Origin of the sequence: Sulfitobacter sp. 1A13421 (genome assembly GCF_043557285.1) — a bacterium.
Classification (GTDB): Bacteria; Pseudomonadota; Alphaproteobacteria; order Rhodobacterales; family Rhodobacteraceae; genus Sulfitobacter; species Sulfitobacter faviae.
Genome location: NZ_JBIFFQ010000001.1, coordinates 1 through 14,768, shown reverse-complemented (window position 1 = coordinate 14,768; position 14,768 = coordinate 1). Strand labels below are relative to the sequence as shown.

Annotated in this window: 20 protein-coding genes and 3 tRNA genes; 21 read left to right on the top strand and 2 right to left on the bottom strand. The window is 59.6% G+C overall.

Going from position 1 to position 14,768, the window contains the following annotated elements:
- Window positions 1–19: 19 nt before the first annotated feature.
- The 3 genes from ACGYLI_RS00115 (at window position 20) to ACGYLI_RS00105 (ending at window position 2,539) form a co-directional block, all read left to right on the top strand.
- Window positions 20–1,555, top strand: coding sequence for a phage major capsid protein (locus ACGYLI_RS00115; RefSeq protein WP_394416179.1), 1,536 nt, complete (start codon window positions 20–22; stop codon window positions 1,553–1,555).
- Window positions 1,556–1,655: 100 nt separating this feature from the next.
- Complete coding sequence (locus ACGYLI_RS00110; protein ID WP_394416177.1) at window positions 1,656–2,198, top strand: hypothetical protein; 543 nt, start codon at window positions 1,656–1,658, stop codon at window positions 2,196–2,198.
- Window positions 2,195–2,539, top strand: coding sequence for an HNH endonuclease signature motif containing protein (locus tag ACGYLI_RS00105; RefSeq protein WP_394416176.1), 345 nt, complete (start codon window positions 2,195–2,197; stop codon window positions 2,537–2,539). The genes ACGYLI_RS00110 and ACGYLI_RS00105 overlap by 4 nt, the downstream gene beginning before the upstream one ends.
- A 24-nt stretch (window positions 2,540–2,563) precedes the next feature.
- Here the strand turns inward: ACGYLI_RS00105 and ACGYLI_RS00100 are convergent, their stop codons facing one another.
- Window positions 2,564–2,842: a hypothetical protein gene (locus ACGYLI_RS00100; protein WP_394416174.1), complete on the bottom strand. Its 279-nt coding sequence runs from the start codon at window positions 2,840–2,842 to the stop codon at window positions 2,564–2,566.
- A 185-nt stretch (window positions 2,843–3,027) separates the two neighbouring features.
- Between ACGYLI_RS00100 and ACGYLI_RS00095 the strand changes: the two genes are divergently transcribed.
- The 13 genes from ACGYLI_RS00095 (at window position 3,028) to ACGYLI_RS00035 (ending at window position 11,736) form a co-directional block, all read left to right on the top strand.
- Window positions 3,028–3,330 carry a head-tail connector protein gene (locus ACGYLI_RS00095; RefSeq protein ID WP_394416172.1) on the top strand — a complete coding sequence of 101 codons (303 nt, stop codon included), beginning with the start codon at window positions 3,028–3,030 and terminating at the stop codon, window positions 3,328–3,330.
- Window positions 3,317–3,745, top strand: coding sequence for an HK97-gp10 family putative phage morphogenesis protein (locus ACGYLI_RS00090; protein ID WP_394416170.1), 429 nt, complete (start codon window positions 3,317–3,319; stop codon window positions 3,743–3,745). The genes ACGYLI_RS00095 and ACGYLI_RS00090 overlap by 14 nt, the downstream gene beginning before the upstream one ends.
- Window positions 3,742–4,161 (top strand): DUF3168 domain-containing protein, encoded by a 420-nt coding sequence (locus ACGYLI_RS00085; RefSeq protein ID WP_394416168.1) that lies wholly within the window; start codon window positions 3,742–3,744, stop codon window positions 4,159–4,161. Before ACGYLI_RS00090 ends, ACGYLI_RS00085 begins: the two co-directional genes overlap by 4 nt.
- A 2-nt stretch (window positions 4,162–4,163) precedes the next feature.
- Complete coding sequence (locus ACGYLI_RS00080) at window positions 4,164–4,478, top strand: phage head closure protein (RefSeq protein ID WP_394416166.1); 315 nt, start codon at window positions 4,164–4,166, stop codon at window positions 4,476–4,478.
- On the top strand, window positions 4,475–4,873 hold the full coding sequence (locus tag ACGYLI_RS00075; protein ID WP_394416164.1) for a P27 family phage terminase small subunit: 399 nt from the start codon (window positions 4,475–4,477) through the stop codon (window positions 4,871–4,873). The genes ACGYLI_RS00080 and ACGYLI_RS00075 overlap by 4 nt, the downstream gene beginning before the upstream one ends.
- Before the next feature lies 1 nt (window position 4,874).
- The gene (locus ACGYLI_RS00070; RefSeq protein ID WP_394416162.1) at window positions 4,875–6,530 is read left to right on the top strand and encodes a terminase large subunit; all 1,656 of its coding nucleotides are present in this window, start codon (window positions 4,875–4,877) and stop codon (window positions 6,528–6,530) included.
- An 11-nt stretch (window positions 6,531–6,541) separates the two neighbouring features.
- Complete coding sequence (locus tag ACGYLI_RS00065; protein ID WP_394416160.1) at window positions 6,542–8,929, top strand: phage tail tape measure protein; 2,388 nt, start codon at window positions 6,542–6,544, stop codon at window positions 8,927–8,929.
- A gap of 3 nt (window positions 8,930–8,932) precedes the next feature.
- Window positions 8,933–9,283: a phage tail protein gene (locus ACGYLI_RS00060; protein ID WP_394416158.1), complete on the top strand. Its 351-nt coding sequence runs from the start codon at window positions 8,933–8,935 to the stop codon at window positions 9,281–9,283.
- A gap of 769 nt (window positions 9,284–10,052) precedes the next feature.
- The gene (locus tag ACGYLI_RS00055) at window positions 10,053–10,712 is read left to right on the top strand and encodes a hypothetical protein (RefSeq protein ID WP_394416156.1); all 660 of its coding nucleotides are present in this window, start codon (window positions 10,053–10,055) and stop codon (window positions 10,710–10,712) included.
- The gene (locus ACGYLI_RS00050; protein WP_394416154.1) at window positions 10,712–10,939 is read left to right on the top strand and encodes a hypothetical protein; all 228 of its coding nucleotides are present in this window, start codon (window positions 10,712–10,714) and stop codon (window positions 10,937–10,939) included. The genes ACGYLI_RS00055 and ACGYLI_RS00050 overlap by 1 nt, the downstream gene beginning before the upstream one ends.
- Entirely contained in the window at window positions 10,936–11,127 is a 192-nt protein-coding gene (locus tag ACGYLI_RS00045) for a hypothetical protein (protein WP_394416152.1), read from the top strand. Before ACGYLI_RS00050 ends, ACGYLI_RS00045 begins: the two co-directional genes overlap by 4 nt.
- 91 nt (window positions 11,128–11,218) lie before the next feature.
- Window positions 11,219–11,527 carry a hypothetical protein gene (locus ACGYLI_RS00040; protein WP_394416150.1) on the top strand — a complete coding sequence of 103 codons (309 nt, stop codon included), beginning with the start codon at window positions 11,219–11,221 and terminating at the stop codon, window positions 11,525–11,527.
- Window positions 11,524–11,736, top strand: coding sequence for a hypothetical protein (locus tag ACGYLI_RS00035; protein ID WP_394416148.1), 213 nt, complete (start codon window positions 11,524–11,526; stop codon window positions 11,734–11,736). Before ACGYLI_RS00040 ends, ACGYLI_RS00035 begins: the two co-directional genes overlap by 4 nt.
- Before the next feature lie 126 nt (window positions 11,737–11,862).
- On the opposite strand, the gene ACGYLI_RS00030 is transcribed toward ACGYLI_RS00035, so the two are convergent.
- On the bottom strand, window positions 11,863–12,204 hold the full coding sequence (locus ACGYLI_RS00030; protein WP_394417117.1) for an excalibur calcium-binding domain-containing protein: 342 nt from the start codon (window positions 12,202–12,204) through the stop codon (window positions 11,863–11,865).
- 590 nt (window positions 12,205–12,794) lie between these two features.
- Here ACGYLI_RS00030 and ACGYLI_RS00025 point away from each other — a divergent pair.
- The 5 genes from ACGYLI_RS00025 (at window position 12,795) to ACGYLI_RS00005 (ending at window position 14,768) form a co-directional block, all read left to right on the top strand.
- Window positions 12,795–13,376, top strand: a complete 582-nt coding sequence (locus tag ACGYLI_RS00025; RefSeq protein WP_394416146.1) for a histidine phosphatase family protein — start codon at window positions 12,795–12,797, stop codon at window positions 13,374–13,376.
- Entirely contained in the window at window positions 13,373–13,942 is a 570-nt protein-coding gene (locus ACGYLI_RS00020) for a histidine phosphatase family protein (RefSeq protein WP_394416144.1), read from the top strand. Before ACGYLI_RS00025 ends, ACGYLI_RS00020 begins: the two co-directional genes overlap by 4 nt.
- Window positions 13,943–13,983: 41 nt before the next feature.
- Window positions 13,984–14,059 (top strand) — tRNA-Val (locus tag ACGYLI_RS00015).
- A 404-nt stretch (window positions 14,060–14,463) separates the two neighbouring features.
- A tRNA-Asp gene (locus tag ACGYLI_RS00010) sits at window positions 14,464–14,540 on the top strand.
- A gap of 151 nt (window positions 14,541–14,691) precedes the next feature.
- Window positions 14,692–14,768: transfer RNA gene (locus ACGYLI_RS00005), tRNA-Asp, on the top strand.

The following is a 14,768-nucleotide window of genomic DNA, read 5'->3' as shown; positions in this document are numbered from 1 at the left end:
CATTGAGATTAAGGCGGCATTGTCCGTCACAGACACCGGCGAGATCACCGGCACAGCATGGCCCTACGGCACGCCAGACCGCGTAGGCGACATGATCGAAAAGGGCGCGATCACAACACCCGCGACCCTGCCGATGCTGTTCGCACACGATCAGGGTCAGGTCATCGGCGTCTGGGACACCATCACAGAGTCTGACACCGGCCTGACCGTCAAAGGGCGCCTGCTGGTGGATGACGTGGAGCGTGCGCGGGAAGTGCGCGCCATGATCCGCAGCAAGGCCGTCACCGGCCTGTCCATCGGCTTTGTCACCACCAAGGCCACACCCCGCGCCAAGGGCCGCACCATCACCGCCCTGACCCTTCATGAAATCTCTGTTGTCGCCGTGCCGTGTCATCCGGGCGCGCAGATCACGTCAATAAAGTCCGATGACACCACAGCAATGCACAAGGAAACCCACATGGAAAACGAAGACCTGATCAACGATCAGCCCGACCCCAAGACCCCGGCCAACGCGCCTCAGATCGACACGAAGGCTTTCGAGGCTATTGTCGCGCGTCTGGATAAGATCGAAGCCAAAGCCAACCGGCCCCAAGGTGTTCACATCACCGGCCCCGTCGCTGATGCTGAGACAAAGGCATTTGGCAACTTCCTGCGCCGTGGCGTCGAACGCATTGCGCCCGAGGAAGTCAAAGCCCTGACCGTCGCCAATGACGCCAGCGCGGGCTACCTCGCCCCGCAAGAGTTTGGCAATGAACTGATCAAGCTACTGCGCGAGTTCAGCCCGATCCGGTCCTACGCCAAGGTTATTACGATCAGCGCCCCGTCAATTACCTATCCGCGCCGCGTCACCGGCACGGCTGCAACTTGGGTTGCTGAGATCGCGAACCGCACCGCGTCCGGCATGACCTTTGAGCAGGTCACTATGATGCCGCACGAGCTGGCGACGTTCACTGATGTCTCGAACGCATTGCTCGAAGACAATGCCTACAATCTCGAAGGCGAGTTGCTGGCCGACTTCGCCGAGTCTTTCGCAAAGACCGAAGGGATGGCGTTCGTCAAAGGCACAGGCGCTGGGCAGCCCTACGGCATCATGGCGGCAACCGGCATCGCTGAGCTGAAAACCGGTGTGGCGGCAAACTTCCCTGCGTCGAACCCTGCTGACGTGCTGATCGCCATGTATCACAAGATCGCCACGACTTACGCTCAGTCCGGCGTCTGGATGATGAACCGCAACACTTTGGCCATCGTGCGCACGTGGAAAGATGGCAATGGCCGCTATCTGGTTCTCGACCCGATCACCGCTGGCGCACCCTCGACACTGCTGGGCCGCCCTGTGGTAGAGATGCCAGATATGGATGACATCGGCGCAGGCCTTTGCCCGGTTCTGTTTGGTGATATGTCAGGCTACCGGATCATCGACCGCGTTGGCCTGACAACGCTGCGCGACCCTTATAGCTTGGCCACCAATGGTCAGGTGCGCTTCCATGCCCGCAAGCGCGTCGGCGCTGACGTAACGCACCCCGACCGCTTCATTAAGCTGAAGTGCGCGGTGTAACATGAGTTTCCGGCCCGCATACGATGTCCCTTTGACATACGGGCTTGGCAGCAAGGTATGGCTGAGGCCATCTTTGCGGGCCGGAATACAGCTTGAGGCGATGCACAACGGCTTCCCCGAGCTGCTGGTGAAAGTCCAGCAAGGCGATACCACAACCCTACGTAAGATCGTCACCTACGCCGCAACAGATCGCGGCGCAGCAGATGACCTGCTGAACGCTATGGCCGGTGCCACGCTTGCCAGTGTTCAGCAGGCGTTGACCGGTCCTGCCTTCGCTCTCATCGAAGCGCTGATGACCCCTGAGACCCGCAAGGATCAGGGCGAGGCCGCGAAGGCACCGACCAGCAAGCCTATGGCTTGGGGCGACCTCTATGCCAGCCTCTACAAGATTGCGACAGGCTGGCTGGGCTGGACACCAGAGACGGCATGGAACGCTACCTTGCCCGAAATCCTGCAAGCGTTCGACGGTCACATCGACCAGTTGAAAGCTGTTCATGGCGCCGCTGAAGATGACACGAACGCCACCCCGGCGATGTCAGCTGAGCAGCGGCAAGCAAACATCGACGCTGGGCTTGATCCCGAGTTCGACCGGGAAGGCTTGCGCGCGCTGAAAGCACGTCACTCGAAGGTGCGCGCCGCATGACCCGCCCACCACATATCTGCACCTGTGGTCAGATCGTTGCGCACGGTGTGCGTTGCACCTGTCAGATCGCTAGCACTCGCGCTCGGAACAAGCGCCACGACGCCAACCGCCCTACAGCAGCACAGCGCGGCTATAACGGCGCGTGGCGTAAGGCTCGTGCTGAATGGCTGCAATTCAACCCGCTCTGCGCACACCCTGGCTGCAACGCCCTGGCTGCGGTGGTGGATCACATCATCCCGCACAAAGGCGACATGGTGCTGTTCTGGGACAAAAGCAACTGGCAGAGCCTTTGTGCACCCTGTCACAATAGGCACAAGCAGCGGTTGGAGCACAGAAGTTGACTACTCTCGGTTCTGGTCTGGCAGTTACTCGGAGGAGTTCTCTCTGCGCAGCTCCGCTATATACTCGTTTCTGCCGGTTTCATCTTGAATGCCAAAGGTCCGAACCTGAGAAAGGTGAAATACCACCACAGCTTCACCTTCTGCGCTTCGTCCGCCAATGGGATGATGCGTCAAGTTATCTCCGCTCATCCCACCATCATTTTGGATATAAATCACCTTTGGTGAATTCGACTGGCGATGCCATCCGACAATCGCCTCACGATACTGCCGTTTGTATGCGTTCGTTCTTGGTTTTGCGGCCATTGATCGTATCTCCCTCAATAAAATTTATTGCCTATCGGCAAAAGAATAACCGCAAGCAAGCGCACTGTCCCGCAATTGGCAAGGTCATTGGAGGGGGAGGTGTTTAATTTAGCGAACTTTTTGAGGACCGGCGGGGGGACAGCCGCACAAGAGACCTCGAATATAACTTTTCAGGATCAGACGACATGACGACGACCAGTCTGCCTTTGCTGAAGGCGCAACTGAACCTCGAACACGATCTCGACGACACACTGCTGAGCCACAAGCTGGCGGTGGCCGAAGACTGGATCAGCAACTTTATCGGCAAGCCTTTTGCCGCACATGAGCCGGTGCCAGCATCCCTGACCGAGGCGGCGTTGCAGCTTGCCGCCTATTGGTATGCCCAGCGCGAAGGAGCCAGCGACATACGCCTGACCGCCGTGCCGTTTGGCGTGTTGGAACTGATCAGCCCTTACCGCGAGAGTGTGACCGGCCATGTCAAAGCGTAAGAGCCTTGCGGCACAGTCAGCCGCGCTGGAAGAGCGCCTGCTGGCGATACCCCGTGAGGTATTGGCAGAACTGCGCCCCGCGCTGGTCAAAGGCGCGCAGGACATCGCAGACGCTATGGAGCAGCTTGCCCCAGAGGATACAGGCGACCTTGTGAACACAATCACAGTCACCGGCCCCGGTGGAACTACGCCTGCTTATTCTTCAAGCGGTGGCAGTGTGACCCTTCCCAAAAATGTCGCGGCGGTGACGGTTGGATCGCCGGACATGCGCCACGGCCATCTTCAGGAATTTGGCACAGTGAACCATGAGGCGCAGCCCTTCATGCGCCCCGCGTTCCGGCTCAAGAAGGCCAAAGTGCTGCGCCGTATCCAGAGCGCTATCACGAAGGCAATCAAGAACAACGGTGGCACATGATGATCGAACCTAGTGTAAGCCTTCAAACAGCCCTGCGCGCGGCCCTGATCGCAGACCCGGCAGTTACCGCGCTGGTGCAGCCTGAGCATATCCGCGCAGGCCGTGCTGACCGCTTTCCTTGCGTGATCATGTCCGGTGCCACCACTGAATATCTGGGCCGCGCTTCTGGTGGTCAGCACCTTGCCCGCGTGAACCTCGACCTGCACGTCTGGGCAGTAGAAGATGGCCCCGACACTGCCAAGGCTATTGGCTTTGCAGTGAGCCGTGCCGTCATCGCCATGCCGGATGCTCAGGACGGCGTCGACATTGATCATCTCGACCAGCCCCGCACCATATGGCTCAGGGATGTCCAGCCCGAGCTGAGTTACACCCACGGCGTGATCGAGATCGAAGCCGTAATCCGGTGGAGGGATTGACCATGATCAAGGCAGGCGCAATGCGCCACCAGATCACACTGGAGCGGATGACAGAGACGGTGCAACCCTCCGGTGCCGTGTCTCAGACATGGGCTAGCTACGTCACACCGCGCGCAGAGATCGTGCAGCAAGAGCTTACGGACTATCTGTCCGGCGTTGGTGAAGGCACGACCGGCACGATCGCTTTCCGGCTCTGGTATGTGCCGAACGTCTCGACCGCTGACCGGATCACCTACAACGGTGCGACCTATGCAGTGACCGGCGTGCTGGAGATCGCCAATGGTCGCGGGCTGGAGATCAGGGCGGTGACACAGTGAGCAAGCATCTGCGCGGCGTGAAGCCGCAAGTATCCACATCGAAAGACGCCCTCACTAAAGCGCCGCGGGTGCCGGAGTATTTCAGCCCATACGCCGCGGCTGAGTGGAAACGCATTATGCCCGGTCTGATCGCCGCGCGCATCCTGACGAAAGGCGACCTTGGCGGGGTAGAGGAATACTGCCTCATGCGTGGCGTCGTGCGCGAGATCGAGACCAACCGCGCCCTGAATGGCGGCGAGATCGACCCCAAGCTGTTTGGGGTCCAGAACCGCGCGGCTCAGACAGCAAGACAGCTGGCGGCTGAGCTGGGCTTATCTCCGGTCAGCCGTGCGCGCATGGGCATAGCATCCGACGACACCGACATTGGCTACGTCAACCCGCTGACGATCCGGTGATATGGACGGCTTAGGGATCATAGAAACGACACAGGCGGATTCCGTCGAATTGCCCTCGACCTATCCGGCGTGGGTATTCGACGCATCGCCTATCCCTGACCCATTGGGCCACGGTGAACGCGCCGTGCAATTCTTGCGCGCCTTAAGACACCCGGCATCCGATGCACCGGGCCGTGCCTTTCAGCTCGCACCATGGCAGGAAAGAATAATTCGCCGGATTTATGGCCCGCGCCACCCCGATGGCCGCAGGATCGTGCAGACGGTGTTTATGCTCATTGGCAGGGGTGGTCGCAAGACCAGCTTGGCAGCTGGGCTGGCACTGTTGCACACCATAGGCCCAGAACGCCGCCCGGCTGGTCAGGTGGTCGCGGCGGCGGCTGACAGGGATCAAGCGGGCATCCTATTCCGGGAAGCCGCAAACATCATCCGCGAAGATCGCAACCTAATCGCGGCGACAAAGATTTACGACGCCCACAACGCCCCGAAAAAGCTGGTTTTCAAAGCGCAGGATATCACGCTGAAGACATTATCGAGCGACGCCGCCGCCGCCCATGGCCAAACCCCGGCAATGACTTTTGTAGATGAACTCCACGTGTGGAAGGGGCGCGACCTATGGGAAGCGCTTAGATCAGGTGCCGCCAAGATAGACGATAGCCTGACCGTGATCGCCACTACCGCCGGACGCGGTGCCGAGACGCTGGCCGCAGAGCAATACAACTACGCCCGCCGTGTCGCCCTTGGTGAGATCGACAACCCCGCATACCTGCCGGTTCTTTTCCAAGCTGAACCGGATGACGACTGGCAGGATGAAGCGGTCTGGCACAAAGCAAACCCCGGCCTTGCCCATGGCTTTCCGAGTTTGGAAGGCCTGCGCGGGCTGGCAAAAGAAGCTGAGAACAAGCCCGCAGACAAGGCTGCGTTTCTGCAGTTTAACCTGAACGTCTGGCAGGCCAACAGCCGTGACCCGCTTTTCAGCATGGTCGCTTATGATGGTCGCGCCTGTGACATCGATCTTGCGGACCTCGAAGAACTGCCCTGCTACATCGGCGTCGACATGTCGATCAGTGGCGATCTGACTGCCGTTGTCGCAGCTTGGCGGCACGACGACGGGCAGATCACCATCATGCCTTGGCTGTTCGTGCCGGGTGATGACCTCAAAGGCCGCGCAGATCGTGACGGTCTGCCCTACGAGACGTGGCGCGACGAAGGCCTGATCACTGTCTGCCCCGGCCCAATCATCGACCACGGCATGATCGAAGACCAGATCAGGGAGCTATGCGCGACCTATGACGTGCAAGAGATCGCATTCGACCCGCACTTAGCCCGCGCGACGATGCAGCGGCTCTATGACGATGGCCTGCCAACAATCGAGTTTAGGCAGGCGCCGCTTTCAATGGGCGTGGCCGCTGGCGATCTCGAACGCACGGTTAATGGCGAACTTATCCGGCATTCTGGTCATGCAGCGTTGCGCCAGCACTTTGACAGCGTGGTGGCTAGCCGCAATCCCACGTCCGGCCTGATCAGGATGCACAAAGCTAAAAAGACAGACCGGATCGACGGTGCGATTGCCGCCGCGATGGCGGTGTCACGCGCCTGCGCAGGTCAGAGCAACAAATCACAATATAGCGGCGAAAACGCCGAACTCTTCATCTTCTAGGAACTCGCAACATGTCTGATCTTCCCGGCCTTATCGTTGACGTTGAAGCCCGCATCGACAAACTCGAAAAGGGTTTGAAGCGCGCCAACGCCGCACAGAACCGCGCATCAAACCAGATGGAAGCGCGCGCCAAGCAGAGCGCGAACCGCCTTCGTGATACCTACGGCAAAGCTGGTGACAGCATCCTCGCCACATTCAAGCGCCTTGGCCCCGGTCTTGCAGGTGGCCTTGTCGGTGGTCTGACCGTGGGTGCCTTGTCTGGTCTGAGCGGCAACCTTGGCCGCATCGTGAACGATGTCGCGAGCATCGGTGATGAAGCTAAGCGCGCGGGTGTATCGGTGCAGGCGCTGCAAGAATGGAAGTTTGTTGGGGCGCAGAACCGCATCGGCATTGATCAGGTAGTGGACGGCCTTAAAGAGCTGAACCTGCGCGCCGATGAGTTTATCATCACAAAGACCGGCCCAGCCGCAGAGGCATTCCAGCGCTTGGGGATCTCCGCAAATGAGCTGAAGACCAAGCTAAAAGACCCCTCCGAACTCTTGCTTGAGATCATCGGGCGCATGGAAGGCTTGGATCAGGCCGCGCGCATCCGGATCAGTGACGAGCTGTTTGGGGGCAGCGCAGGTGAGCGCTTTGCTGAGTTGGTGGGTCGTGGCGAGGCCAAGCTGCGCGACACGATCCGCGCGGCAAACGACACCGGGGCGGTGCTCGATCAGGAGTTGATCGAGAAGGCCGCTGAGCTTGACCGCCGCTTCGCAGCGCTCAAATCCCGCGCCGATGCCTTCCTGAAGGGTTTGGTGGTCGGGATCGCGGACGCTGCGCCAAAAGTGCTAGAGCTGGGCGCGTATCTCGACAACCTGTTTGACGGCAACCCCAATCAGGCCCGCGCTCTTTTGGGTGAAAGCATTGCGAGCACGTTGTCCCGCGACGCCCGTGCCGTGGAAGACAACCGCGCCGCCCTTGAAGCGCTGGCAAGCGTTTATGACGAAACCAGCTACTACGCCGAGCGCAACGCAGATCGGATCGCTCGTGTAGCTGAGCAACTGCGCGCGATGGGGCAGACCGATGCAGTCGACACGCTCGACCGCGTCGCAGGTGGAATGCGCACCCTGACCGGCGAACTTGAAGCTGGCACGATCAGCGCAGATGAATTTGAGAGCCGTTTAGCTGCCGCCGCAGATACGGCGAATGAAGTCATGCGCGAGGTGGCCGCAATCAACGGCACCAAGTTTGACTTTGTGATCGGCGGCCTTGGCCGTCTGGTGAGCGCACTCGCCACAGCCGCAGCTAAAGCCCGTGAGTTGCGGGCATCCCTTCCCGGTGGCTCCGCAGACGGCAGCACAGACGACGCAACCTATGACGACCCCGGTCCGAAGTCCCGCCGTGGTCACCGCGCAGCTACGCCGGGGCTGGCAGTCACAAATTCAATCCGCCCACAGCTACCCTCTATCGATGCAAGTTTCGGATCACCAGAACCCGATGCCGGTGGTGGTGGTAAAGGTGCAGGTGGTGGTGGAACTGCGCGCCAGAACGACCTTCAACGGGAGATCGAAAGTATCGCTCAGGAGACAGCCGCACTGCGTCTTGAAGCGCAGGCGCTGGCGGAAGTGGCTGGCGCGCGGATGGCACAGGGCGATGCAATCGAGTTTGCGCGCACCCGTGCCGAGCTTCTGGCAGCGGCACAGCGCGCCGGTCAGCAGATCACGCCACAGCTGACAGCACAGATCGACACATTGGCCCGCGAATACGTCGAAGCCGGTGCAGCTGCTGAGCTTGCCGCCGCTAAAATTCAGGATGTGCAAAACGCATCCCGCGCCGGTGCCGAGCGGATCGCCGGGGTATTCGAGCAAATGGCGACAGGTGCGATGACCGCAAAGCAGGCCGTAGGGCAGTTGATCCTCGAATTAATCCGTATGAGCCTTCAGAAACGGTTGCTAGAAGCGGCTGAGGGTGCCGGTGGTAGCGTTTTCGGCACGATCCTGAAGGTGCTGGGCGGTGGCTTTGCCGAAGGCGGATACACCGGTCACGGTGGCAAGTATCAGCCCGCTGGCGTGGTCCACAAAGGCGAATATGTCATGAGCAAAGCGGCCACGTCTGCCCTTGGGGTGGCGAACCTCGACAGTCTTCACCAGAGCGCGCTCAGGGGCTACTCAGGTGGCGGGCTGGTAGGTGCCGCCCGCGTGTCGTCGGCCCTTCCTTTGGCCCGCTCTGGAGCCGCTGCGCCCTCTATTGAGATCAATGCCCCGGTCACCGTCAACGCCTCTGGCGGCACCCCGGAGCAGAACAATGATCTGGCAAAGCAGATGGCGCGGGAGATGGAGCAGAGTATGCGCAACGTCGTGGTCTCTGAAATCTCCCGGCAAATGCGCCCCGGCGCACTGCTGAGCCGGAAGAGGTAGGCCATGGCACTTCCAACATTTGCGCCGCCCGTCGCACCATCACCCGGCACCGGTCACAACCCAGAAATTAGCCTGCGCAAGGCTGACTTTGGCGACGGCTATACGCAGTCGTCACCGGCTGGGCTGAACCACATCCGGCAAGTGATCACCCTGCGCTGGGATGGGCTGACACCGGAACAGGCGGCTATGATCCGCGACTTCCTTGCCGAGCGTGGCGGATGGCAGGCGTTCTGGTATCAGCCGCACGGGCATGCCACGCCGGTCAAATGGACCTGCGAAGAATGGTCGGGTGTATCCGGCGCGCCGTGGTCCTTCACCGCGAAGCTGCGGCAGTCTTTCAGCGCTGAGACCTGACCGGCGACGTGACATAAAGGCAACACTCTAAATTCGGCGTTTTTGGATGCCCTATAGACCGACCGGCGCAGGGATGCAGAAGAAATTCCGGTCGCAGGGCAAGAAAGTGCAGGCCGTGGCGTCTGGGTAGGAAAAGGCCGAAAAACGGCCTTAGAACCGCGTTTTGTGTTTGGTCTACCACGGTGGCCCCTGACCCCTAGATCGCGCCCTAAGGTTCCTCACAGCGCCTCTGGTGCGGCAGAGCCGTGCTTTTGGGGCGGTGGGGGAACTTATGTGCAGCGCGGGACACTTCCCGCGTATAACCGGGGTAGGTATCGGGTGCGTGGTGCCGCGTGCGCCGTGCCCTGACCGGAGCAGGGTATCGGGTGCAGCGTGCCGCGTGCGTATAGCCGGAGCAAGGTATCGGGTGCCGCGTCTGCTGACCGGGATAGGTTGCGAGCCGGAGTGTTGAAGCATTTTGGGCGCCAAGAAGAACTACACAGAAGCACTTATCACCAAATACAGTTATCACTCTTAAAAACATACATAATACGACCAAAATGCTTCACCTCTCCGGCGCTGGAAATCAGCCCGAGAACAACCCCAGAGGGGCGGAAAATTTCCCGGTCAGGCGTGAAGCGGGGAAGATGTTATAGACACGGAACTCTAGGGATGCAGACGAAAGTTGTCCGGTTCTGGATTTATTTTCTACTGCTCCGAATGCCTCTTGCATGCTGATTCCGGCGACTCAATATCAGACGGGAGCGAACCCCCGCAGTGAGTGCCTGACATGACAAACCCTTCCGAAGTCGACTGTTACAACAACCGCCGCCAGCGCGAGTTTGAAGACCGCATGGAGCGCGCCTTTGACCCGCATACCCGCCACAGCCTTACAGATCGCGGTGAGATCAGCATGGGCGGCGATGGTGGTATGAGCGCGCTTTTTGCCGCGCTGGGCGCCCTCGAAAATGACGAGGATATCCCCGACATGCGCCCCGGCCCGAGGTTTAATGATGAAGAGCTTGAGGCTATCCGCGCAGAACACCCTGCAATCCAGATCGAGCGTGACTATACATCCCGGTATGATCGTCAATTTAAGAAGCGGGTCGCGCTTGAGAACGAACTGCCAACGCATTCCCCGGAGGAGCCTCGTTATCACGAGGTTATGGCGGAACTTGCCGAGGTGAAACGTCGGATCAAGATCGAGCTGGAGCGCGCTATAGATGATACATACCGCGAGCGCGAACGTATTGACGAATACAAGCTGACGGCTGGGAAAGACGAACGCAACGCCAGCCGCCGTGTCCGTTCTGAGGCCAACGTAATGACACCTAAGGAGGTGCTGGCGGCTGAGACACCCGAGGAGAAGGCGAAGCGCATCCACGAACGTAAAATGGAGCGTCAAGCACAACGTCGCGCAGAGAGGAGAGCCGCAAAGGACGCGAAGTGATGGACGAAGATCAGCGGCATTTTGACGGCAACAAGGCGCGCTTTTTCAACGAGGAGACAGACGGGGATGGCGAGACGCTCGACATCGGCGGAAATCGTGACGCGAATGTGACGCGGGCCGTCTTGTTGGCGCTCGAAGATATCGACAGCGTGAGCGATGATTTCGCAAAGGTGTATGGGCGCTTCGCGTTTACCCAACAGGAACTTGAAGAGGCGGCGCGCAAGTGACGGTAGGCAGCGAAGACCCGGTAGCGGCTATTTCGGCTGATCAGGGACGAGAGACGAAGGTGCTGAGCGGCAACATAGCTGTGGGCGCGATTAATCAGGTGATCGCCGCTGGCGAAATGATTGCTAAGCATCTGCTCGCTGCACCGGCTGGCACCACAATTGGCGACCTACTGACACAAAAGGTCTAGCACACCGGTCGCTCAAGTGTTATACTATCACACAAGGGTTTGGTCACCCTTGCACTCAAGGAAGGCCCATGCAGCGATAGCAAGCCGCTGTATGGGTCGACCTAAGTCAGTATTTACTTATTTAAAAACAATTACTTATACGCATTTTTATCTTGCGGGGCGAATCCGCTTGTGGGATTCTGGCAGCACGACCAACCCCTTTGGAGTGCCGACAATGGCCCTAAATGACACTTACCTGCCCGACGAAACCCATGCAGCCCTTGTGGCCGCGCTTACAGCACTGGACCGCGACCCCGCGCACCCACACCCTTTATGGGACCGGATGGTCGAAGTGCTGGGCGAGGTTGGTGGCATTTGGCCTGTATCCTGCCTCACAGATCAAGGGGAGAACTTAGCATGAAACTGACAGCAGAGAACCATGCGCAACTTGAAGACCTTATCGACAAAATTCTGGTGACGCTGGACGCAGGGGAGGTATCGCACAACTCCGCCATCGGCGCGCTTGCACATATCGTTGTCGCAGCCGCGCAGGGAAATGAAGACGAAGTGCGTGGTTGGCTGGAGCGGCCTGAGACCTTTAAAAATTGGGCGCGCACCGCTGCCAGCTGATCGCCTTGACCTTTACCGCGGTCAATTTCTACCATGCACCCGCCGGTTCACGCCGGCGGGCTTGCAATATCTATTGAGTCGGAACCGTCGAGCCTAGGCTGTTGATCGCAATGCGAATGGCTCGGGTTAGCAACCGTCGTAATTCTTATTGCCGCTGGCGGTGATAGTGTATGTGCCGCCCCGTGGGCCAGTGTAGCATCGCTGTGAGGCACGTGCCCTTCGGGGAGCCCTATAGGTGGCTCGAGGAGCCTTGTAGGTATAGCTTGCGAGTCTTTTGGCTTCTACTCCCCACTCACAAGCAAGCCCATCGCCATCTCCGTCAAGGTTATGTGGGTCATTGTGCGGACCTCCAGAGGCGAGAAAGTATCTCTGTGCAGATGCGCCGCTTGAAAAATCACTACAGTCTTTGTCGAGGTTTGCGCTGATTGTGGTCGCTGAACCACGGGAATAACGCCGTGCTCCAAGCATCGAAGCCGAAGTGCGTCCATAGCTTTCGTTAGCGCAGTGCTTTACACCTCTGCTGGCTAGTTCAGCCTCGATCATCAGCTTCGACAGTGCAGGAGTGGTGCTTAGGCGGTTCGTATAGCACAGTGAGGCGGTGGAGGCCTGACTGTATGCTGCCGACGCCTTTGCGTTCTGTTGAGGCGTAGGCCCTGCTGTGCAGCCCCCTAATATTGCTGCAATCATTATGACAAATTTCTTCATTTTTAACTCCCTAAGTTTACATACCTACAATCTCGATTCCTGCTAGCATTGCAACCTCAAGTAGTTGGGGCTTCGAGCGTATGCTCAGCTTTGACGTCATCGCGCGGCTTCGGAGGGTATTCTTCGCCCATTTTTACGCCGGTTACATGGTTACAAATGGTATGGTAAGTAGTTGTTTTTATTGAAGTTAATCAAGATTCAAATCTCTTATCACCCACCATTTTCCCCCTAGTTCGCGTTGGATTGGCTTGCCACTCAGAGCCTGCGCCCATGTCCCATGGCTTGCCTTCTCTGCGTCGGAGTGATCCTTATCCCTATCGGCCCATACCACGGGCACCACGGGCGGAGAGAGCATGTCGGCACATCCTAAAATCTGGTTCCTGCGCCACGGGCAGACCGAGTGTAATCGCGCGTTTCGTCTACAAGGGCATCTCGATTCACCGCTGACCGATCAGGGTATCGCCGAGGCCGAGCGACAAGCGCAGATCATGCCAGCGATCCTTGCGCAAAAGCCGGATATCCTCGTCTCTCCGCTTGGCCGCGCGCAGCAGACGGCGCGGATTGCGTTGAATGGGGCCGCTTTCCAAACGGATGCCCGGCTGAAAGAAATCCATGCAGGCGATTGGCAGGGGGCAACCCGGGATGAGATATTCGCCGCGCACCCCGACCTCGCTGCCCGCGACCCCGCCCCGTTGGAGATCTACGCCGCCGCGCCGGGCGGGGAGGGGCTGGCGGCCTTTCGCAAGCGGATACGGGCGGTGCTCGACAGTTTGACCACGCCCACGGTGCTGGTCGCCCACGGGCTCTGGGGGCAGGTGCTTCGCGCAGAGGTATGCGGCGTTGATCCGGCAGAGGCCGGTCGGCTCAGCAACCGGCAAGGCTGCGTCTATCTGCTGGAGAACGGGACCGAGCGCATCTTGGAAGCCCCCGCATGAGCCGTTACCCGACGCTCTATATCCTGCGCCATGGGGAGACGGAGTGGAACCTCGCCAATCGGCTCCAAGGGCATTTCGATTCCCCGCTGACCGAGCGGGGGCGTGAACAGGCCGCGGCGCAGAATGCGATTCTGAAACGCTGCGATCTGGCGGGAGTCTCGGCGCTGAGCAGCCCGCAGGGGCGGGCGGTGGTCACAGCCGAAATCGCGCTGGCGGGGACGGGGCTGGAGGCTGGGCCTGATCCCCGCTTGGGGGAGATCGGCATCGGCGCTTGGGCCGGAATATCGCGCGAGACGTTGCTGCGCCAAACCCCCGCCGCGCGTGATTCCTACGATCTTTATGAACACGCCCCCGAGGGCGAGGGTTTCGCGGCGCTGCATAAGCGCTGCCAGCGCTTTCTGGACAGCCTGTCCGGCCCCCATGTGCTGGTCACCCACGGCATCACATCGCGCATGTTGCGCCTTATTTTACTGGGCCGCACGCCCGCCGCGCTGCGGGAGATGCAAGGCGGGCAGGGGGTGGTTTTCCGCCTTGAGAACGGCCAGCAAGAAAGGCTGACATTATAGGCTTGAAGCCCGCCCCCACCTTGGGCTATCAGGTCCAAGTCGGGTCGTTAGCTCAGTTGGTAGAGCGCTTCGTTTACACCGAAGATGTCGGGAGTTCGAGCCTCTCACGACCCACCATCCCCCTCCAACCTATTTATTTGGATCAACCGGTTTCCCCAGTGGTGAGCCCGACCGACGCCCGTCCGCTGCGCGGTCAGTCTGGGTCGGGAGTTCGAGCCTCTCACGACGCAGCATTTCCCTCTCGTTCAGCGATTGATGTTGGGCCAGCAGCTCAATGCCTCCGCGGCATAGCAGTATTCCAAGCCATAGCCTTCGTCAGTCCCGACCATGGGGGCGGCCAAGTAAAAGCGCCGCGATCCCTCCGTAAAAACCACATGGTTTCCCACCTCAAACCCAGCCCATCAAACGCCCCAAAAACAACTTACGAAAATTTCGCATTTTCGCGCAAACCGCGCTTGACGGCGGAGCGCCCTCACCATAGAACACCCAAACGCTCCGGGGCGACCTGGAGAGTGCAGCGGGCGGTTGTAGCTCAGTTGGTTAGAGTACCGGCCTGTCACGCCGGGGGTCGCGGGTTCGAGCCCCGTCAACCGCGCCACCGCTGCCTGAAAAGGGGACCTCTCTGAGGTCCCTTTTTTCGTTTCCAATCCCCTTAAAATGCCACGCAAAAACTTCTGTCGAGAAAGCGCATTTTCTCGCGCGAATGCGCTTGACGCCCCGCGCCCCGTGGCCTATTCCGCCCACATCGCGCGGTTGTAGCTCAGTTGGTTAGAGTACCGGCCTGTCACGCCGGGGGTCGCGGGTTCGAGCCCCGTCAACCGCGCCA